The following is a 21,315-nucleotide window of genomic DNA, read 5'->3' as shown; positions in this document are numbered from 1 at the left end:
AATACTATCGTGCAACAATACGCTCCCATTTTGCAACGCGTTTTGCTGTTTGGACTGTTCTTTGTCCTGCTCTTTTTGGGATTTAGTATTCTCAAATACTTTATTGTCCCTGTCCTTTGGGCTGCAATTATTGCTTATATGACTTGGCCTGTTTATCTATGGGTACAACGTCGTTTCTTTGGTGAAAACCGACCAACACTCAATGCCACACTGATGATCACGATGGTGATTTTAGTGATTGGTGTCCCTTTTATCTGCGCGATTTTTATGTTGCAGCTGGAAGGTCGTAATTTATATTTTAATTTACAACGACAACTGTTTTCAGGTCATGTACAAGTTCCTGATTTTATTAAAAACCTGCCCATTATTGGTCAAGATATTAGCCGTACTGTCAATGAACTGAGTAATGACCCGAATAGCATTACCAAAAATATTGCTGAATGGATCCAAAGCCATCTGAGCTATGGTCGATTTGTCCTCAGCGAAATTAGCCGTAATTTGGTCAAACTGACCTTTGCCCTGATGACCTTGTTCTTCTTCTACCGTGATGGGCAAATGATCTTGGCACAAGTCAGCCGCGCCTTGGAAATGGTGATTGGTCCACGCGTGCATCATTATCTGGATACGATTTCTGAAACTACACGTGCTGTCGTTTACGGTGTCGGTTTAACCGCAGTTGCACAAGCTTTGTTAGCGGGTCTCAGTTATTTTGTCGCTGGTGTGCCAAATCCAATGCTGCTAACTATGGTCACCTTTCTTTTAGCCTTGATTCCTTTTGGTACTCCAATTTCATATCTCGGTGTGGGGCTGTGGTTATTTGCTCAAGGTCAGACCATGGAAGCCATTGGTGTTGTGGTTTGGGGTGTACTGATTGTGAGCAGCTCAGATAACGTCATTCGCCCGTTGGTGATTTCAGGTGCGACCCAGATTCCATTCATTTTGATTATGTTTGGAGTTTTAGGTGGTATTGCCAGCTTTGGTTTAGTGGGTCTATTCATTGGTCCAGTGATTTTAGCGATCTTGCTGGCGATCTGGCGTGAATGGCTGCATGAAAATATCGATGAGCCTGTTGCCGCTCTGGAAGCACCACCTGAACCGAAATAGGTTCGTTTTGTTTAATTTTTTGTCATCAATTGATTAATGTCGCTTGCGAGATATCTCTGACTTTGTTTGAATCGTCAAATAAAGATAATTTATAAGGATATCTTCGCAATGACATCAATGCTTCAAAAACTTTCTTTACTGAGCTGTTTGAGCTTAAGTATCGCGGCCTGCTCTTCGGTTGCTTTAGATAACAATGCGGCAAAAATTCAAACGCAGGCCAGCACGGCTGATCAAAAACAGTTAATTCAAGTCTATCAAGTTGATGCGAAAGGCATTGGTGCTTCGATCGGAACTGTTGCATTCCAACAAACCCCAAAAGGCTTACTCATTACACCAGCACTTTGGAAACTGTCTCCAGGTGAACACGGCTTCCATATCCATGAAAATCCATCCTGCGAAGCTTCTTTAAAAGATGGAAAAATGGGGGCAGCACTGGCGGCAGGTAGCCATTTAAATCCTGAGAAGGTTGCACATCATGGTACGCCAGAAACTGGACATTTAGGTGACCTTCCCGTGTTGGTGGTCAATGATAAAGGTTTTGCGACCACCCCTGTGATTGCACCACGTTTAAAGCTGGCTGATATTCAAAATCGTGCCATCATGATTCACGTCGGTGGTGACAACTATTCAGATACACCAAAACCTTTAGGTGGTGGTGGTGAGCGTATCGCTTGCGGTGTAATTAAGTAATTTAAATACTGTGGGTATCTCTCAAGTTATCCACAGTTGCTCTGCTTTTAGGCAATTTTTATTTATTTGCCAATCTCACAATAACAAAATGCAACTGAGCATGAATTTTGCATCTTATCTCTTATTTGAAGAATCAAGTATTTGAAAGATCATGCAAATATTTATGCTAAAAAATAGTGCCCGTTGTTGGCGAACAGTGCTTTCCTTTGGGAAATTTATTCGTATGATGAAACCAGAACATTTCAAAGAATAAGAATCGTGAAAAATTTATCTACCCTGTTCAATCGCTTTCGCTCCAATTCGATTCTTCTTTATTGCCTGCAAATCTTGATTGTACTGTGTGGTACAACCCTGTTGTTACATCAACTTGGTTTTGGACAACTGATTGTTCCTGTCACCTTAGGTGCCATTGCTGCCGCACTGACCGATTTTGATGATCGTCTCAGTATTCGTTTACGCAATCTGATTTATGTCGGTGTGCTGTTCTTTAGCGTGAGTACCATTTTAGAGTTTCTCGCTCCCTATAAATTTTGGTTCATTGTCTATCTCAGTCTTTCCAGTGCGGCATTGGTTCTTTTAGGCGCATTGGGGCAACGTTATGCAAGCATTTCCTTTGGGACGATTTTACTTTCGATCTATACCATGTTCGGTCTAGGCGAATATCCAGATTGGTATCAGCAACCGAGTTATTTTGTCTTGGGTGCCTTATGGTACGGACTGACCTCAATCCTATTTTTTATTATTCGCCCAACCTTGCCTTTACAAGAAAAAATATCAACCATTTTTCAGGATATTGCAGACCTGCTGCAAGCTAAATCACGTCTATTCGACCCAGATAATCGGAATAATGTTGAGACTGTATTATTTGAACTTTCGCAAAAGAATACGCAAGTTGTAAATAGCTTAAATCAAGCCAAAAACTCATTGTTGACCCGCTTGAAAGCATCACGGGTCAACAGCACCAGTATTTATTGGCTCAATTTATATTACTTTGCCCAAGACATGCATGAACAAGTCACTTCCAGCTATCTGCACTATGAAAAAATTCATCAGAACTTTAACCGAAGTGATTTGATTTTCCGTATTCAAAAAAATATGCAGCTACAGGCTTTAGCTTGCCATGATTTAAGCCAAGCCATTTTACATCATCAAACTTTTCAACCGAGCGAGCCTGCCAGTACTGCACTGGAAAATCTAGAATATTCCATGCAGGATTGGGTCCAACAGCATCCAGATAATCTTGAAGTTAAGAATCTGGAGCTGATCTTAAATAATTTAAAAAGTGTGCATGAGCAATTTGCTCAACTGCAACTTAATCAAAACATCGAACAACTTTCACCGCAGCAACATCAAGACCACCTCAATTTGCTCGATGATGATATTCAGGGCGTGCAAGATCTGATTTTAAAAATCAAACAACAGCTCAGCCCTCAGTCTGCATTGTTTCGTCATGCTGTTCGTTTGGCGGTGATTTTTGCCATTGGATATGCCATTTCCTTGTTGCCCTTTGCCCAAAATGGCTATTGGATTTTACTTACCAGTTTATTTGTCTGTCAGATTACCTACTTTGCCACCAAGAGCCGTCTCAAGCTCAGAACGATCGGTACTTTACTCGGTGTGTTGTTAGGAATTCCCATTCTGTATTTTGTCCCGAGTATTGAGGGGCAACTGGTATTGACTGTGATTTGCGGAGTGTTATTTTTCTATCTAAGACAAAAGAAATATGCACTTGCCACCGTAATGGCAACCTTGATGGTGCTGCTGATTTTTAATTTAAAAGGTGCGGGCTTTAGTATTATTCTGCCACGAATTATCGATACCTTTATTGGTTGCGCAATTGCATGGCTGGCGGTCAATTTCATTTGGCCAGATTGGAATTTCCGTAATATTTCCAACAATATCAAGAAAAGCAATCAAGCCACGCTCGAGTATCTACATGTAGTGGTACAGCAATATCATCAAGGACGCCAACTTGATCTGAAATATCGAACCACACGACGTGCGGCACACAATGCACAAATCGAGCTCTCCAATATGATTTCCAGTCTGAGTACTGAACCTCAGCCCAATCAAGAACTGATCCAACATGCCTTTCGTTATCTGGTTTATAGCCATAGCCAATTGAGCTATGTCTCAGGTTTGGGACATCAACGTGAGAAAATCGAAGATGATAAACTCCTCAATCTGCTGGATAAAATTGAACAACTACTCAAGCAAAGTCTGGTCGAACAAGCCCCCATTCAACAAGATCATCTGGAACATTTACTGACAGAAATTGAGGTCTTCAATCGGCAAGAACAGGTTTCTAAACAGCATCCATTGTTGTTAAAACAAATGAGTCTGCTGCTAGAAACTTTGACTGAATTGGTTTCGTTAAAAAATAAGCTGCTCAGCTTAGAAATTAAGTGAGCAGAAAATCAGAGCAAAAAACTTAATGCATTCCTTGCTGTTCACGGGCTTGCATATGCTGTTTCAAAGTATGGCGTGCTGAACTAAACCACAACACGATCAAGACCACACTTGCCAAGGCAAAAGCCCAGATATGGAAATGCGTATACAGCACTCGAACCAATTCTATCACCACAAAGTAGCTGATCATCATCAGCATAGATACCGCAGCTGCTACTGTTCCCTTGGAAACGTCTGAAGACATCAGTGCAAAGCGGTACATCACCGAGAAACTAATCCCCTCACCAAGGCTGATTAAAGTCATCCCAATCAATAAACAAGGCACCAAATAAGCCTGCCAAATCACACCCAGTACCAAGAATAATGTTCCTAGCAACATAATCGGCAAACCCAACAATATGGTTTTACCCAGCGGGAAACGATCAATGATTTTGATCAAGATGATATTGCCAGCAATGAGGCCAAAGAACACAGGGAATTGTGCGAGACCATATTGCACGCTACTCAACTTCAACTCATCTACAAGAATGATCGGAGATAAGGCAATCCATAGCATCAAAGGCATACCGACCATGGGCAAAGCAATACTGAGACCCAAGAAACGGCGATTGCTGAATACCTTTTTAAAGTCATCAAAAATATGGCTAAAAGGTTGTTTTGGTTGTTTGCGGCTTTCCTGAGTGGATGGCATAAATTTCTTTAAACCAAACCAACTGATGAAAGACACCGCCGCAATGGCGACAAAGCCCCAATGCCAAGAGACATAATCAATCAGGAAAGCACCGAGTACAGGACCCAACAACGGCGCAAGCAAAGAAATATTTGCCATCAATGCCATGACTTTAATGGCATCACGCTCTTCAAAGGTCTCCTGAATGGCCGCATAACCAACTGCAGAAATGACACTGAGACCCATACCCTGTAGAAAGCGCAAAGTCAGAAATTGTTCAATATTATGCGTCAATAAAATCAGTAAGCAGCACAGCGTGAAAAATGCCACACCTGCCAACAACACTTTTTTACGGCCGAGTCGATCCGAAAGCGGTCCCAATAGCCATGCGACACTGGCACCACCCAACAAATAAAATGACATTGACGACGGTGCCCACGTTGCACTGACCGCAAATTGTTCTGTAATCGACAGCATCGCAGGCTGAATCAAGTCATTACCGATATAAACTGAAAATTCGAATAGCACCAAAGCTAAAGGAAACATGAGCGTTATACGGTTTAACGTCATGTTCTGATTATTCGTCATCATGTTTTGTTCACAAAAATAACCAACTGGCGTGCCTCCCATTTTCAACGATAGAAAATAGGATCATCACCACAAGATTTTATGGTTTAAGATTTAAATTTTGATGTCATGCTGTGAGAAGGCATGTGATAAACGTGAAAACACCGTATTCACAAGGTGTATGAAGAAAAACGATTTATTACGTGAGCTTGGTAAATGTTTTACCTTTTGGCAAAAATTGCCATGCGCAACTTTAGCACTTTTTAAAAATGACCGCAATTTAAACAGTCCAAAAGGCAAAGATTGAGATGTGTATAAGCAAAAAGTTATCCACAATTTTGCTTATGTTTTCTCCAACCCTGCAATTGAATTGCCGATTATGGGCATAACTCAAATTGGAAACTTTGTGTGTTTTCGCCTCTGGCACATTGATAACTTTGCTTCTTGTTCACCACTTTCCAAACATGCTGATCGCGTTTTAATTGATATTCTGTACGGACAGCAATGACTGAATCATCTAACTGCGCTTGTTCAACAGTCACCTGCGCATCCGTTGGATTTTCGGCGCGGTTAAATTGCTGATCTATTTTTAAATTGTTTTCTTCATGAAACAGATCCGGCTGATCCGATAAAATCGCGTGCATTACCGTACTCTTTTGCACCGTTGCCTGCTGCTGAGATTGGGGAATCGGCTGATTACACGCACTGAGTAATAATACGCAGCCTAAGATCATCGCAATTTTATGCATTTTGTACCTATCCAATCCATTTTGCTCATTTATGCTACTATGCAAAACTAAATTGCCACGCAACAAAATGTATGTGGCGTGCATTAAATTTGTTGTCATCATTCAAGATGATGATCATAACAAATGATTAAAAAAACACAGTTTATAACATCAAAATCACCTTACTTTGGACATGCCAATATGTCAGATTTAGCGAAGAATTTAAGCATTATTTTAATCTTGGGTAGCACTTTGGCTGCCTGTTCCAAACATCCAGAAGGTGCAGCAAGCGATGCTGCAGTTGCAACTGAAACTGCCGCCGCAGACAGTCAAGCTATTCAAGAAAATGCAGTTCAAAATCCAGAACAACTGGTCAGCAATCAACAGAGTGCTTTAGAGCAAAACCGTCAATTGGTGAAAAGTGCACAACTGCAATTTGAAGTGAAAAATGTATTAAAAATCACCTCTGCACTGGAACAACAATTACTGCAATACAACGGTTATATCGAAGAAAAACAGATTAATTATCAAGTCAGTGATCGGTCTGAGCGTGATCGAATTGACGGCAGTGTCGACATCTACGAAAAAATTACCCCAACCGTACAGCTCACGGTCCGCATCCCCAATGCGCAGGTGACCACTTTCCTAAATAATTTATTGCCCCTCATGCTGAACTTTAATACTCAGAGCTATGAAGCCAAGCGTTATGAATTAAAACTGCTCGAAGAAAAACTCAATACCGCCAATCAAAGTAACAGCGGATCAAATGCCGTTAACAATCAGCTACAGCAACTGACCAATTTAGAAGTCAAAGATCGGTTGGCTTATAGCACCATTCGACTGGAGTTCTTCCAGCAGTCACAAGTGCGTAAAACCCATGATCTCAACATCAATCGTATTGCGACATTGGACAGTGATCCACTACTCAGTCGAGTTTGGGAAGCCATTAAAATTGGACTGTATGGCTTTAGAGAAACCATCATTTGGTTAGTAATGCTTTGGCCGCTGTATTTAGCGATTGTGATTTTATGGGGGCTTCGTCGTTGGTATAAAACTAAAAAGTCAAAAGCCGAATAACTCAATTATTGACTTTTGATCAATAGTGTTTTGATCATTTATGCATTTTTACTCATGAATAGATTTCCTAAAATACGTGCATATTTTTAGAGATTTATTCCTGAGTTCTCCCATGAGCAATATTTTAATTATTAACGGTGCCAAACAGTTTGAACATTCGAATGGTGAATTAAATGACACCCTGACCGATTTTTCTCAGGTACATTTAACTGCCTTAGGTCATCAGGTACAAGTGACACGTACCGACAGTGACTATGACATTCAAGCCGAGATTGCTAAATATCTATGGGCAGATGTGGTGATCTATCAAATGCCAGGTTGGTGGATGGGTGCTCCATGGACCATGAAAAAGTATATCGATGATATCTTCACTATTGGTCATGGTTCACTTTACGCCAGCGATGGTCGTAGCCGTTCAGATGCATCTAAAAAGTATGGTTCTGGTGGTTTAATCCAAGGTAAAAAATACATGTTGTCTTTGACCTGGAATGCACCGATGGAAGCCTTTACCGATCCAGACCAATTCTTCCACGGCGTTGGCGTTGATGGCGTTTATTTACCTTTCCATAAAGCCAATCAATTCTTGGGCATGGAATCTCTACCAACATTTATCGTCAATGATGTCATCAAGGCGCCGAATGTGCCAAGTTACCTTGAAGCGTACAAAGCACATTTAGATCAGCTGTTTGCCACAAGCCATTAAGTGAGAAAATATCATGCTAACCATTATTGCTGAAATACATACCCATGCAGGTGCGGAACATCGCCAAGCGGTCTTAGACGCATTTCAAAAGATTATCCCAACGGTACTGGCTGAAGAGGGCTGTCATGGCTATGAGCCGTTGATTGATCATCTTCCTGCGATAGAAATGCAAGCATCTGATGCCAATAGCATTATCATGTTAGAGAAATGGCAAAGTACCGCTCATTTAGCAGCGCATATGCAAACTGCACATATGCAGCAGCACTTTGAAGCCACTAAAGAGCATGTTGCGGATGTAAAAATCCGCATTCTAAACAGCGGGATTTAGAAAAAGGTTCACTATTAATCGAACCCTCATAAATTTTATGATACTCGGCAACGTCATCCACAACCTGAGCGAAGATCAACAAAGCAACGCTTTGTCTGAACGCAAGATAACTGTTCCTTGCGGAGCTTCGCTCCTCATCCCGAAAGAAAAGTAGGGCGAGCCGCAGGCTGATTCTGGAATTAAATGAGTATTTGACCAGACTCCGATCATCTTATTTTTCTATTAGATAGATGGATATTTAAATTGAACTTAGCTCATGAATAAACGCATTGTACTACTGATAGTAATGCTGTTTTAAATGACGGCTATACTCAGTTAAATACACTTCCAAACTGGCACGACGATCTGCCTTCTGCATCGACTTTTCCGCCAACTGCTCGATCTTATGTTCCAATAAATTAAGAATCGCGGCTTGTTCTGCTTCAGGCAGTTGTACCTTTTCTTTCTGCTGTTTTTTAATTTCCAGATAATCCTCCGCCCAATGCCGTAATGGATCATTCGCATTCACTTGTGCAAACAGATCGGTAATCAGTAATTCAGGCATCTGTTCTTGGGTTGCCAACTCAGCCGACATCAAACCACGAATCGAATAAAACACTTTCTTATAGGTAAAGTTATCTGCGGTTTGCATCACTTTCATCCCACCTTTTGCCAGTGATAAATAGTGGTGATACAAGGCACTATAGTCGATTCGCTCTAGTAATCCATCACGAAAACCCTGCCATTCAGGAAAAGCATTAAAATACACAATATGTGCTCTGACCCACTCCAAAACAGTGGGGTTACTTTTTGCCAATAGCCCAAACATTTTATCCAAGTCATAAGAAACAAAGTCAAAATCTCCGTCCATGATCTCAATCAGATCACGATATTTTTTATAATCAAAATATTGGTCTTTACTCGGTAAATGAAAGCCACGCACATCATAGTCACTGTCAGGACTGGCCATGCCCCATAAGCGACTGCCACTTTCAATATAAAATAATGGAATGTCTTGACGTTGTTGAAACAGTTTTTCGATTTCTTGATGGATGTTCATTGCTATAACTTCATTATTTAAAAATTTATACTTGCGAGAGACAATAATCTTTTTTACTGTACGCATTGATTTCGTAAAGATTATCAATTGATAAAACAATCTCCATTCAATATAACAAATAGGATCATGCATGCAACTGACTTATGCGGGACAGGTTTTCTTGGTGGTCGTTGCGATCTTGTGTGTCTGGTCATTTATACTCACAAAATTTTGGCTGAAACGTTTAGCCAAAAATCGTGACAGCAGTAAGTTCGAATTTGCTTATTTATTTGTTGTGGTGTTTAGCATTAGTTCTTTATTTTTCCCTTTTACCTATTGGGTTTCGCAAGCTGTTTATGCTTTGGCAACCAAGCCAAGCTATGATGCAACTATCATGAGCTATACTTCCGAGTGGGTCGACACTGAACGTACAGACTCTAACGGGCGTAAATATAAAACCCAAACGCTTATGCACACCGCTCAAGTTCAATTCAAAGATGATCAGAACAGAACATTGCTCTTGGATAATTCAGTCCGTTCAGGTGATGTGCCTGTCGTCGGAGATCATATTCAAGTGGTTTATGAAGCAGGTGATCGTTCTGCACAAGAAAAGAGTTGGCGTACAGGGTTATTGTTTGCCACTACTTTGTTTATGCTATTTATCATGGGCTATATCTTGGTCATGATTATTGCCTATGCTTTGAATCGAAATATGCAGCCTTATAAAGGCTTTGCCAACCTATTAATTTTTAGAGTCACCCTCCCCCTTGGCACCATGGCAATGTTTGGCATGCTGTCTTATTCAGTTTTCGCCTATTTCTTTTTAGGAGATCCACAGAATCTACCTGTCTGGGCAGTTGCAATTTGTGGCTTCTTTGCACTCTGTCTTTTACCGCTGATCTATCATATTTTGACGGGTTGGAAAGCGTATAAAAAATAATTCAATCTAAAGCCACTCATAAGGTAAGTGGCTTTATCAAAAGTTACCCAAACTTAGGTAAATCAACTGGTTGAATATTATTAATTTCGACAACATTAGGATTAGGTTCGAACTTTAGCCAACCATTTTTCATCCAGAGTTCAACTTTATCTTTTCCTAAAATAGCTAATAAATTATTCAAGAGTGAAAATTTTGCATTTTTATCAAAATAATAAACTATAATTCTAACATTTCTATCCAAATCATCATTTAAACCAAATAAATCAACAATATAATCTTTATCTGAAATATCTAATGAATGCCCCCAAATATATATATTTAAGTCAAGTTTACTATCTATCTCCATCAATTGTTGTCGTTCAAACTTTCTTTTAACGGAAGATGAATAACCAAAATCTTTTTCAAAATATTCAATTTTGTTTTTATGAAGGCTAATTTTATTTTTAAACTCGTCCAAGAATAAATAATCAGTATCCTTTAATAGTTTCTGATGGTACTTAGTAAAACCATAAGCCTTTAATTTTTTTAAATTTTCATGTTCTAGATCTGAAATTCCTAAAACAATATTTTGGTATTCGCCATGACTACCATGTAAATATTCTATTTTTACACAATCATAAAGTCGTGAATAAGTGTTTGTATAGTTAAATGAATAAATGAAATCAGGATAAATCCAATCTTTTGAATCAATTGATAGTTCATTTTTATGTTGAAAATTATTGATAATTAATTCCAAGTAAAGATTAAAAATTTCAATAAATTCATCTAATTTCTGATATAGATAGTCTAAAAAGCTTGATGGATTAAAGCCATTTTTTATTTTTTGACCATGACAGAACTTAGGATTCAAATTATTCCTAGAGCTTTTTACGCTTGTATACGAAAATAGCCCATTAGGTACTGAGATCAAAGATGAATAATTTTCAGGAGATATAAAGTTAAAAAAGTTTAATATATTTAAATCTTTTACTTTAATCTGGCTTCCATCTTCTTTTTTATGAGAAAAATACTCAAATAACTCATCCATTTTCGTAACTTTTTCTATTTCCACAATACAATTTGCCAAAGTGGTAAGCACTTCTTCAATTTTCTGTTCAAAGTCAATCCAAGTTTTTATTTCCTCAACATGGTTTTTAAAATATTGATACCAGTCATTGAGCTTTAAACGATATTGCAACTTCAATACATCTTGACACGATATTTTGATTTGCTCAGTTAAATAGAGTTCCTTCGTTTTCTCAATAAACCATTTATCTCTTATGCAAGAAAATAGCTCATTAAAATCCATATCGTAATTTGGTTGTTCTAGCCCCTGTCTTTTCTCAAATATTTGATCAAGCATTCTGATCCACTCACTCACTGTATGAATAGATAGATCAACTACTTTTTCACCAGTTTCCTTGGATTCTATGGCCTTCATGACATCCATGAAATGGTCATACTTTGTAGGCAAGTAGTGAGATAAATCAAAGCCATTACCAACTATTAGAATATTCATTGTTATAAATTCTCAAAAATAAAAAAAAGCGCATCTTTCGATACGCTTTTAGCAGAACTTCTTTTATCTAATCAAGCATTAAAGATCAAATAATTTGCCTGGATTCATAATCCCATTCGGGTCAAACGCCAACTTCAATGCTTTCATATATTCAATTTCTTCAGGTGAACGTGAATATTCCAAATATGGCTTCTTGGTCATCCCCACACCGTGCTCGGCAGAGATCGAACCATCATATTTTTTCACGGTATCAAACACGTATTTATTCACCACCTGACACTTGGCAAAGAATTCATCTTTGGTCAAATTTTCAGGTTTTAAAATATTTAAGTGCAAGTTGCCGTCACCGATATGACCAAACCAGCAAATCTCAAAGTCTGGATAATTATCTGCAACAATCGCATCAATTTCCGCAATAAACGCAGGTACATGGGTAATTAACACCGAGATATCATTCTTGTATGGAATAAACGGTGCAATCGATTCTGAAATATCTTCACGCAAACGCCATAAACTTTGTGCCTGTTCCAGACTTTGGCTCATCACACCATCAATCACCCAACCTTGTTCCATGCAATGCTCAAAAATCTGCATTGCCTTGTCCATGATTGGCTCATACGGTGCTTCAAATTCCAATAACACATAGAACGGACATTGTGTTTCAAATGGACGTTGTACATGACCACGATCCAATACTTTCTGCATTGCCAATTCACCAAAGAATTCAAAGGCAGTCAGATCAATTGCATTTTGGAAAGCATGTAATACAGGCATGACTGCTTCAAAGTCAGGTGCACCTAATACCATCACTTGTAAGTTTTGTGGCTGACGCTCAAGCTTGATTTCAGCTTCTGTCACTAAACCTAGCGTACCTTCACCACCGATAAACAAATGCTGTAACGAATAACCAGTCGCATTCTTAATCATGCCTTTGTTTAAACGCAGTACATCACCTTTGCCCGTCACCACCGTCAGACCAAGCACCCAATTACGGGTCATACCGTATTTGATCACTTTAATACCACCGGCATTGGTACCGATGTTGCCACCGATCTGACTTGAACCTGCTGATGCAAAGTCTACTGGATAGTACATACCTTGTTCTTCAGCATAATTCTGCAACTGCTCAGTCACTACACCCGCTTGAACACGCACCATACGGTCAGCAGGGAAAAACTCAAGAATCTGATTCATCTTGTCAAAGCTAATTACAATCTCGCCATTGGTTGCGACAGCACCTGCTGAAAGGCCCGTACGACCACCCGATGGGGTAATCGCGACATTGAATTGATTGGCAAGTTTAACAATGGCCTGCACTTGTTCAGTGCTTGAAGGGAAAACGATGACTGATGGGTTCGGATCAAAATGTTTGGTATGATCTCGTCCCCAATTTTCTAAACTGTCGGCATCGGTTTTAATTCGGTTTTCACCCAAAATTGCCGTTAATTGGGTCAATAACTCAGGTGTTAAAGCGACTGAAGCATTCATCGTTTACAGGCCTAGCAAGAAGTAAAGATAGAGCATTTGAATAACAACACAATATTTTTCAATATTTTAAATTGTAGTATCCAACATATAGAAACTCGGCAGAACAGCGCAAACCTGATGTTTTCAGATTTGACTATCAGATCTCTGCATTTTACATAGAAGCAGGCACGGGATAAAGCTTAGGATAAAGATACTGTAATAACAAAATGTGTATAAACAATAAAATTCAGTTCGAACTGAAAAATTATCAATAATTCCGCTGCGGTAATTTTAAACGAAATATTTATATCTCAAAGCTCTATGCTATAGTACTGCAACTAAATTTTGGCCTTTGTAGCGGAGCCGTAATGAGCCAACATCTATCACTACCTAAAGACAAAATCCGTTTCCTTCTGTTAGAAGGTGTGCATCAAAATGCCATCGATACCTTAAATGCAGCGGGTTATACCAACATCGATTACCACAAAACTGCGCTTGAAGGCGAAGCTTTGAAAGAAGCGGTTAAAGACGCACACTTCATCGGTATTCGTTCCCGTACACAATTGACTGAAGAAATCTTTGAAGCTGCGAACAAACTCATCGCAGTGGGTTGCTTCTGTATTGGTACTAACCAAGTCGATTTAAAAGCGGCAATGTCTCGTGGTATCCCAGTTTTCAATGCACCGTATTCAAATACGCGTTCGGTCGCAGAATTGGTTCTTGCTGAAACAATTCTTTTGCTTCGTCGTGTACCTGAAAAATCGAAAGATACGCATGCGGGCGGTTGGAATAAAGCTGCGGTGGGTTCGTTTGAAACTCGTGGTAAGACTTTGGGTATCGTCGGTTACGGCTCGATCGGTTCACAACTTTCTGTATTGGCAGAAAGCTTAGGTATGAAAGTCATCTATTTTGATGCTGTGACTAAATTACCATTGGGTAATGCACGTCAAGTTGGCTCTTTAGATGAACTTTTAGCAACTGCGGATGTCGTGACTCTACACGTTCCAGATGTTCCATCTACGCGTAACTTCTTCAAGAAAGAACAATTCGCGAAAATGAAAAAAGGCTCAATCTTCTTGAACGCAGCACGTGGTACATGTGTGGTGATCGAAGACTTGGCTGATGCGATCAAATCAGGTCACATCGCTGGTGCAGCGGTTGACGTATTCCCGAAAGAACCAAAAGCGAATGGTGAAGAGTTCCTATCTCCACTTCGTGGTTTAGACAACGTGATTTTAACACCGCACGTTGGTGGTTCTACCATGGAAGCGCAAGCAAACATCGGTTTAGAAGTAGCTGAAAAATTCGTTGCTTACTCAGATAAAGGTATGACACTTTCTGCGGTGAACTTCCCAGAAATCGCATTACCACTTTCTGATGGTCAACACCGTTTGCTTCACATCCACAAAAACGTTCCGGGTGTGTTATCGAAGATCAACACATTGTTCGCTGAACAAGGCATCAACATCTCTGGTCAGTCATTAATGACCAAAGGTGATATCGGCTACTTAGTGATGGATGTTGACGCATCTGCATCTCAAGAAGCGCTTGATACCTTGAACCATGTTGAAGGTACGATCCGCGTTCGCGTATTGTTCTAAGTAATATTTAGAATAATGTCGAAAAAGCCACAGTTGATGCTGTGGCTTTTTTATGGGCGTTTGACTTATTATGTGAATATTATACCAACTGTTAAATAATAAAATGTCGACCCCAATGCTGAAAACACCACTTCATGCTTTATTGCTGTTGATGATTGCCATGTTGTGTGTGCAAGGCAGTGGTTCTTTAGCCAAAATTTTGTTTCAAAGCTTTCCTGTACTGACCGTCTCCGCCATGCGCCTGTTTTTTGGTGCGATTATTTTGGCACTAATTTTTAAGATCTGGACCATCAATTTCAAAGTGGTGCGTTGGAAAGCCATTCTCACCTATGGTGTCGCACTTGCTGGGATGAATGCCCTATTCTATTTATCCCTTGAACGCTTACCACTCGGTCTTGCGGTTGCCTTTGAATTTATCGGTCCCTTAAGTGTCGCGCTCTATCATGCTCGGCAAAAATACGATTTTATTTGGGTAGGCTGTGCCATTCTAGGTTTAGTATTGCTCTTCCCTTTGCAGCAAGCCCAACAAGGACTAGATTTGGTCGGGGTATTGTTTGCAGTCAGTGCAGGTGCATGTTGGGCGCTGTATATCATTGCTGGACAAAAGCCTTCTGGTATTTCAGGTAATCATACCGTCTGTTTAGGGATGTCGATTGGTATGCTCTGCCTGCTACCTTTTGCCCTATTTTCAGGGGCAATCGATCGGGTCTTTGAACTGCCTAATTTGTACTATTTTATCGGGCTTGCGATACTCGCCAGTGCCTTACCGTTTACCTTAGAAATGATCGCATTGCGTAGTTTAACCCCGCTTAGCTTTGGTACTTTGATGAGCTTGGAACCTGCGGTGGCTGCGCTCTCAGGTTTTATTTTCTTAGGCGAGACTTTGCTATGGAATCAATGGCTAGCTTTAGGCACCATTATTCTGGCTTCAATTGGTTGTACCTTTACCACCCAACAAGCTCGACAGCAAAAAGAAGCTGGATAATCAGTAATTGCATATGAAAGAATATTTAGAGCTCACATTGATGACCTTGCAAACCTTGTCGGATCAAGCAGCTAAACCCATTGATCAAACAGCTTATTTAGCCTCATTAATGACGGCTGCAAATCAAGGCTATCTTTTTGAATATCGAAATAATCAGCAATTATTGGGTTACTTCACGGTTGAAAATATGGAAAATCAAAAGTGGTTTGTTCCTATTTTAGTGATCCACCCCAATCATCGAACTAAGTCTGTTTTTACTGCACTGCTTGAGCAGTTCATTCAATTTATTGAAGCTCGTCAGGTCCTAACCTTAGTCAGTCATGCATTAAAAAATAATGTTTTATCAGTCAATTTTCATAAACGTTTAGGTTTTAAAATCATCCGAGAGAATCAAGCCGCTTTTGAATTCCAACTTGATATCAATGCAGCGACCAAACAGACATGGCGCTCTTTTTATGCACCTAGAATTCATCCTCATGGCTAAATATCTTATTCCTACCTCTCCATACATGAAGTGGCTATAAACATGAAAAATATCCAGTTGGTCGCTGTGCTGTACATGGTTCTTTCCATGGTGGCTTATCAAATCAGTGCTTCATTTGCCAAGCAATTGATTGCCATACTCGACCCACTGACCGTCACAATTTTAAGGTTATGTTTCGCTACGATTATCGTTGCGATCATGTTCCGTTCATGGAAGATTCTCTCCAAACTCAGTCAACTTAAATGGCGAGATCTACTATGCTACAGCGCGGCCTTGGGTTGTATGAACATCTTGTTTTACACCTCATTAGGCAAACTGCCGCAAGGCATTGCCGTTGGGTTAGAGTTTATTGGTCCACTCGGTTTAGCCTTACTCTCAATTAAACAACGCAGTGATTATATTTGGGTTGTGTTTGCGATTTTAGGAATCGCACTCATGGTACCTTGGCATGATGCCAATGCCCAAAATTTTTCTTATCTCGGAGCAGCCTGTGCACTCGGTGCTGGTTTCTTCTGGGCACTGTATATTTATTTCGGACATCGTGTCGTACAACAAAATATTGGTATGCATGCACTGACCATTGCGATTGGTTTAGCCGCGATTACACTACTCCCCTTCGGCCTTTGGAATAATGCACCAGTTTTGATGGATACCCAATATTGGGGTAAAGCCTTGGTTATTGCGATTTTAGCTACAGCCATTCCTTATGCCTTAGATTTAATGGCACTGAAACGTCTCAGTAAACTGAGTTATGGAACTCTATCCAGCCTAGCACCAGCACTTGCTGCACTCGCAGGTTTAGTATTGTTACACGAGCAAATTAGCTTGATTCAGTGGGTCGCTTTGACGTGTATCATGGTGGCTTCGATTGGTGTCACACTTCGTGGAGAAAAAGCCTAATTTTCTCCATCTAATAATTATGCTGTAACAATTTGATAGCCTAATCGGCAGATCAAAATACTCACCAAGATCAGGAATAAAATACGGATAAAGCCACTGCCGTATTTTAAGGCCAAGCGCACACCCAATAATGAACCGGCAATATTGGCAACTGCCATCATCAAACCCAATGCAAACAGCACATGTCCTGTCGGAATAAAGAAACTCAATGCCGCCAGATTGGTCATGAAGTTACCAATCTTTGACAATGCCGAAGCATGTAAAAAATCGACCTGTAAAAAGCGAATAAAAAAGAAAATAAAGAAACTGCCCGTGCCTGGGCCAAAAATACCATCATAGAAACCAATCGCTAAGCTGCCTATCGCAGCCAGTACGAGTAACTTAGGCGTGATTTGTTGATCGACGTGCACTTGCCCGAATTGCTTCTTCATAAAGGTGTAAATTGCAATCACGATCAACATGACCAAGACGATCGGTCTTAAGATATGTGTGGGAACCAAGGAGACACAGGCAGCACCGATAAAGGAACTAATAAAGGCAAATAGTGCAATCACGCCCAACAATGACCATTGCAACTTCACCCGTCGTACAAATGAAAATGCAGCCGAACCCGTCCCACAAATGGAAGCCAGTTTATTGGTACCAAATAAAGTAGCAGGTGCGGTTTGCGGTAAAGCCCCCATCAAGGCTGGAATCTGAATCAAACCACCACCACCGACAGCTGCGTCAATTGTTCCTGCACAAAAAGCGAAGAACACCAGTGTCAGAATCAGTTCCCATTCCATTGACAATAACCTTATAAGTTTAACAAGCGTTTTGGTACAAGACGTTTTTTATCCGTGATCTCAGCCAAACCTAAGCAACGTTCCCCATCAAAAACCAGCACTTCAGCCGCTGCATCATGATCAATATTACTTTCCTGACCATTGCCGAAATACTTTTCACGACCTTCTGGCAATTGCACCCGAGGAAAATGCTCAACAGGCGAATAGACGGACAGTAATAAAGCATCTCGCTGTTCCAAAGAAAGGCTTTCGAGATATTCAATGGTATAACTTGGATTAATCTCAAAGTGACCTGTTTGAGTACGGTGCAATTTGGTTAAATGCCCGCCACAACCTAAAGCTTCACCAATATCTTCGCCTAATACGCGAATATAAGTGCCTTTCGAGCAAGTCACATCCAATGTCAGACTATCTTCGGTAAAATCAACCAATGTTAAGTCATAGATGGTGACTGGGCGCGCTTCACGCTCAATTTCGATCCCTTTACGTGCCAACTCATATAATGGACGACCATCACGTTTCAAAGCTGAATACATCGGTGGCACTTGCTGAATATCACCACGGAATTGTGCCAGAACCTGTTCAATATGCTCTGCGGTTAATACAGGTACTTCTCTCTGTTGGAGAATTTCACCTTCAACATCACCTGTCGCTGTGGTTTGCCCTAACTTGACCGTAGTTTGATAACGCTTGGTTGAATCCAATAAATAATGCGAAAACTTGGTCGCCTCACCCAAACAGATCGGCAATAAACCAGTCGCCAATGGATCTAAAGCTCCCGTATGGCCTGCTTTTTGCGCATTAAAAAGTCGACGCACTTTTTGCAATGCAGAATTAGAACTTAAACCTAAAGGCTTATTTAATAGGAAAACACCGCTTAAATGGCGATAAGAACTTTTTTTCATAAAAGAAAAGTCAAAGCATAAAGACCTATTTTAGCAAAACTCGGCCGAGGATTTAAAAAAGGATTGGCTTTTAGCCGTAAACAGACATAAAAAAATGCGCCAAAGGCGCATTTTTCTGCTTTACAACAAAGTTAAAATTAACCTTGTTTACGAGCTGGTAACTTTTCACGAATACGTGCAGCTTTACCAGACAACTCGCGTAGGTAGTAAAGTTTAGCACGACGAACGTCACCACGACGTTTCACTTCGATTTTAGCAACGATTGGAGAGTGAGTTTGGAAAACACGCTCAACACCAACACCGCTAGAGATTTTACGAACTGTGAAAGCAGAGTTTAAACCACGATTTTTCTTCGCGATTACAACACCTTCAAATGCCTGAAGACGTTCACGTTCACCCTCTTTTACTTTAACTTGAACGATAACTGTATCGCCCGGTGCAAAAGCAGGGATGTCTGATTTTAACTGTGCATTTTCAACAGCTTGAACTAAAGGATGTTTACCACTCATGTGGAATCTCCAATATGTGCGGGAGAGAAGAGGTCTCTGACACCGCTGGGAATAGAGGCTAAAGCGCATATCTCCCGTTTAACTTTCCCTTTACAACAGAATGTTATAAAGAGCCTATTTTTAACTTAAACAACGTTTAAGTAGAACTCGAAGCTGAGCTTCTCGTTGGGTGCAAAGACAAACTGATACCAGTTTAATCTTTCGAATTTTTTAGCCATTTTTTTTGCTGCTTACTCAACTCTACTTTTTCCACCAACTCTGGTCGACGGTCTAAAGTGCGTTGATAACGCTGCAAAAATCGCCACTTCTCAATATTGGCATGATGCCCAGATTTTAATACCTCGGGTACATCCAAACCTTCGAAATGATCAGGCTTTGTATATTGTGGGCAATCTAGTAGACCATCCACAAAAGAGTCTTGCACCGCAGATTGCTCATCAGACATCACATTCGGCAAACGACGAATAATACTGTCCAGCAATACCATGGCAGGGAGTTCACCACCCGATAATACGTAATCCCCAATGGACCATTCCTGATCAACATATTGTTGGATCAAACGCTCATCGACCCCTTCATAACGTCCACACAGTACAATCAAACCATCATAATCAACGAATCGTTGTACTGCCTGTTCATTTAAAGTCTGGCCTTGTGGTGACATATACACCACAGGAGCATGAACACAGCCCGCTTGCGAAGCAAGTTGTTTAGCATGGGTAATCGCTTTTGCCAACGGCTCAGCCATCATCACCATACCTGGACCACCACCGAAAGGACGCTCGTCCACTCGCTTGTAGTTGCCCTCAGCAAAATCTCGTGGGTTAATGCAAGTGACTTGCACGATGTCACGCTTTGCTGCACGCCCGCTAATCCCGTGCGCTGTAATCGCTTCAAACATTTCAGGAAACAATGTGATGACTGCAAAAAACACCGCAGACTCCTTTATTTTCCTGCTGCGCTACTTTCCCCGAAAGGGTTAGTAGTCTACGCCCCAATTGACGTAAATACGACCAGCTTCAAGATCAACGCGTTGTACCACATCTTTATGCCAAGGAATCATTCGCTCTTCAGCATCAATGCTATCAGGTGTCGCTTTCACGACAATGACATCATTGGCACCGGTTTCAAACAGTTCGTAGATTTGACCGAGATTCACTTCTTGTTCTTCATCATCAAGACCTAACACTGTTAGACCTTTAAGATCAGACCAGTAATACTCGTCTACGTCTGCTTTTGGCAGCTGAGATTTGGCAATCCAGATATTCGCGCCAACCAAGTTTTCCGCTCCAGTGCGATCATTCACATCCTTCAACGCGACAACAAGGCCTTTGCCATGTGGTTTCCAACGTTTTACATCAATTGTTTGCCAACCTGCCTTAGTCTCAATGTACCAAGGAAGGTAGTCAAACATATTGCTCATAGGTTCTGTATTAGAGTAAACCCAGAGCCACCCATTCAATCCATAAGCTGAACGTAACTGTCCAATCTGAATACGATCTTCTGGCACATTCTGTGTTGATGTCATGGGCTACCTACTACAATTATGCAGTAGTTGCAGCTTTTTTAGCTTGAGCAGCTAAAGAAGCAACGCGATCTGAAGGTTGAGCACCTTGAGCAACCCAGTGAGCAAAACGGTCAGCATCTAAACGAACTTTTTCAGCTTTACCTTGTGCAGTTGGGTTAAAGAAACCAATACGCTCGATGAAACGACCATCACGTGCATTGCGGCTATCAGTTACAATGATTTGATAGAATGGACGTTTTTTTGCACCACCGCGCGCTAAACGAATAACAACCATGAGAACAACCTTATAATTTTTACGGATTATCCCTGCGCCGACCATCGGCAGCACTTCAAACCCCTTTCATAGAGGGCGATATTCTACGTTATATTTGCCTTGAAAGAAAGATTAAATTTAGGGTTATCCACAGCCTTGAATTTAA

Annotated in this window: 22 protein-coding genes; 11 read left to right on the top strand and 11 right to left on the bottom strand. The window is 40.6% G+C overall.

What is annotated here, in order from left to right:
* Window positions 1–9: 9 nt before the first annotated feature.
* The 3 genes from MMO42_RS06690 to yccS all read left to right on the top strand — a co-directional run bounded on the left by MMO42_RS06690 (window position 10) and on the right by yccS (window position 4,203).
* Window positions 10–1,104: an AI-2E family transporter gene (locus MMO42_RS06690; RefSeq protein WP_241319805.1), complete on the top strand. Its 1,095-nt coding sequence runs from the start codon at window positions 10–12 to the stop codon at window positions 1,102–1,104.
* A 108-nt stretch (window positions 1,105–1,212) separates the two neighbouring features.
* A complete protein-coding gene (sodC, locus tag MMO42_RS06685; protein ID WP_241319804.1) occupies window positions 1,213–1,794 on the top strand; it encodes a superoxide dismutase [Cu-Zn] SodC in 582 nt (193 codons plus the stop codon).
* Between the two features lie 258 nt (window positions 1,795–2,052).
* A complete protein-coding gene (yccS, locus tag MMO42_RS06680; protein ID WP_241319803.1) occupies window positions 2,053–4,203 on the top strand; it encodes a YccS family putative transporter in 2,151 nt (716 codons plus the stop codon).
* Window positions 4,204–4,225: 22 nt separating this feature from the next.
* On the opposite strand, the gene MMO42_RS06675 is transcribed toward yccS, so the two are convergent.
* Complete coding sequence (locus MMO42_RS06675; RefSeq protein WP_241319920.1) at window positions 4,226–5,443, bottom strand: MFS transporter; 1,218 nt, start codon at window positions 5,441–5,443, stop codon at window positions 4,226–4,228.
* 374 nt (window positions 5,444–5,817) lie between these two features.
* Complete coding sequence (locus MMO42_RS06670) at window positions 5,818–6,189, bottom strand: hypothetical protein (protein WP_241319802.1); 372 nt, start codon at window positions 6,187–6,189, stop codon at window positions 5,818–5,820.
* A gap of 180 nt (window positions 6,190–6,369) precedes the next feature.
* Here MMO42_RS06670 and MMO42_RS06665 point away from each other — a divergent pair, with 180 nt between their 5' ends.
* The 3 genes from MMO42_RS06665 (at window position 6,370) to MMO42_RS06655 (ending at window position 8,276) form a co-directional block, all read left to right on the top strand.
* Window positions 6,370–7,245: a DUF4349 domain-containing protein gene (locus MMO42_RS06665; RefSeq protein WP_241319801.1), complete on the top strand. Its 876-nt coding sequence runs from the start codon at window positions 6,370–6,372 to the stop codon at window positions 7,243–7,245.
* A 112-nt stretch (window positions 7,246–7,357) separates the two neighbouring features.
* Window positions 7,358–7,948: an NAD(P)H-dependent oxidoreductase gene (locus MMO42_RS06660; protein WP_241319800.1), complete on the top strand. Its 591-nt coding sequence runs from the start codon at window positions 7,358–7,360 to the stop codon at window positions 7,946–7,948.
* A 13-nt stretch (window positions 7,949–7,961) separates the two neighbouring features.
* Window positions 7,962–8,276, top strand: coding sequence for a putative quinol monooxygenase (locus tag MMO42_RS06655; protein ID WP_005297300.1), 315 nt, complete (start codon window positions 7,962–7,964; stop codon window positions 8,274–8,276).
* Between the two features lie 274 nt (window positions 8,277–8,550).
* Here MMO42_RS06655 and MMO42_RS06650 read toward each other — a convergent pair whose 3' ends face one another.
* Entirely contained in the window at window positions 8,551–9,315 is a 765-nt protein-coding gene (locus MMO42_RS06650) for a nucleotidyltransferase domain-containing protein (RefSeq protein ID WP_241319799.1), read from the bottom strand.
* Window positions 9,316–9,445: 130 nt separating this feature from the next.
* Between MMO42_RS06650 and MMO42_RS06645 the strand changes: the two genes are divergently transcribed.
* Entirely contained in the window at window positions 9,446–10,234 is a 789-nt protein-coding gene (locus MMO42_RS06645) for a xanthine permease (protein ID WP_241319798.1), read from the top strand.
* Between the two features lie 43 nt (window positions 10,235–10,277).
* Here the strand turns inward: MMO42_RS06645 and MMO42_RS06640 are convergent, their stop codons facing one another.
* On the bottom strand, window positions 10,278–11,732 hold the full coding sequence (locus tag MMO42_RS06640; RefSeq protein ID WP_241319797.1) for an AbiH family protein: 1,455 nt from the start codon (window positions 11,730–11,732) through the stop codon (window positions 10,278–10,280).
* Window positions 11,733–11,810: 78 nt separating this feature from the next.
* The gene (locus MMO42_RS06635) at window positions 11,811–13,220 is read right to left on the bottom strand and encodes an FAD-binding oxidoreductase (RefSeq protein ID WP_241319796.1); all 1,410 of its coding nucleotides are present in this window, start codon (window positions 13,218–13,220) and stop codon (window positions 11,811–11,813) included.
* Window positions 13,221–13,567: 347 nt separating this feature from the next.
* Here MMO42_RS06635 and serA point away from each other — a divergent pair, with 347 nt between their 5' ends.
* The 4 genes from serA to MMO42_RS06615 all read left to right on the top strand — a co-directional run bounded on the left by serA (window position 13,568) and on the right by MMO42_RS06615 (window position 17,169).
* Window positions 13,568–14,800, top strand: a complete 1,233-nt coding sequence (gene serA / locus MMO42_RS06630) for a phosphoglycerate dehydrogenase (protein ID WP_005297305.1) — start codon at window positions 13,568–13,570, stop codon at window positions 14,798–14,800.
* Window positions 14,801–14,903: 103 nt separating this feature from the next.
* Window positions 14,904–15,785: an EamA family transporter gene (locus tag MMO42_RS06625; RefSeq protein WP_241319795.1), complete on the top strand. Its 882-nt coding sequence runs from the start codon at window positions 14,904–14,906 to the stop codon at window positions 15,783–15,785.
* 13 nt (window positions 15,786–15,798) lie between these two features.
* Entirely contained in the window at window positions 15,799–16,269 is a 471-nt protein-coding gene (locus MMO42_RS06620; RefSeq protein ID WP_241319794.1) for a GNAT family N-acetyltransferase, read from the top strand.
* Window positions 16,270–16,311: 42 nt separating this feature from the next.
* On the top strand, window positions 16,312–17,169 hold the full coding sequence (locus tag MMO42_RS06615; protein WP_241319793.1) for an EamA family transporter: 858 nt from the start codon (window positions 16,312–16,314) through the stop codon (window positions 17,167–17,169).
* Window positions 17,170–17,186: 17 nt separating this feature from the next.
* Here the strand turns inward: MMO42_RS06615 and MMO42_RS06610 are convergent, their stop codons facing one another.
* The 6 genes from MMO42_RS06610 to rpsP form a co-directional block, all read right to left on the bottom strand.
* Window positions 17,187–17,954 carry a TSUP family transporter gene (locus MMO42_RS06610; protein WP_005147281.1) on the bottom strand — a complete coding sequence of 256 codons (768 nt, stop codon included), beginning with the start codon at window positions 17,952–17,954 and terminating at the stop codon, window positions 17,187–17,189.
* An 11-nt stretch (window positions 17,955–17,965) separates the two neighbouring features.
* Complete coding sequence (truB, locus tag MMO42_RS06605; RefSeq protein ID WP_241319792.1) at window positions 17,966–18,859, bottom strand: tRNA pseudouridine(55) synthase TruB; 894 nt, start codon at window positions 18,857–18,859, stop codon at window positions 17,966–17,968.
* A 137-nt stretch (window positions 18,860–18,996) separates the two neighbouring features.
* Entirely contained in the window at window positions 18,997–19,368 is a 372-nt protein-coding gene (rplS, locus tag MMO42_RS06600; RefSeq protein WP_004803988.1) for a 50S ribosomal protein L19, read from the bottom strand.
* A 193-nt stretch (window positions 19,369–19,561) separates the two neighbouring features.
* Window positions 19,562–20,302 (bottom strand): tRNA (guanosine(37)-N1)-methyltransferase TrmD, encoded by a 741-nt coding sequence (gene trmD, locus MMO42_RS06595; protein WP_241319791.1) that lies wholly within the window; start codon window positions 20,300–20,302, stop codon window positions 19,562–19,564.
* A gap of 45 nt (window positions 20,303–20,347) precedes the next feature.
* Window positions 20,348–20,896, bottom strand: coding sequence for a ribosome maturation factor RimM (gene rimM / locus MMO42_RS06590; RefSeq protein ID WP_241319790.1), 549 nt, complete (start codon window positions 20,894–20,896; stop codon window positions 20,348–20,350).
* A 16-nt stretch (window positions 20,897–20,912) separates the two neighbouring features.
* Complete coding sequence (gene rpsP / locus MMO42_RS06585; protein WP_004660208.1) at window positions 20,913–21,170, bottom strand: 30S ribosomal protein S16; 258 nt, start codon at window positions 21,168–21,170, stop codon at window positions 20,913–20,915.
* Window positions 21,171–21,315: the final 145 nt, after the last annotated feature.

It is taken from the genome of Acinetobacter sp. ANC 3882 (assembly GCF_022549545.1).
Taxonomy (GTDB): domain Bacteria; phylum Pseudomonadota; class Gammaproteobacteria; order Pseudomonadales; family Moraxellaceae; genus Acinetobacter.
This window is presented reverse-complemented; position numbering and strand designations above follow the sequence as displayed.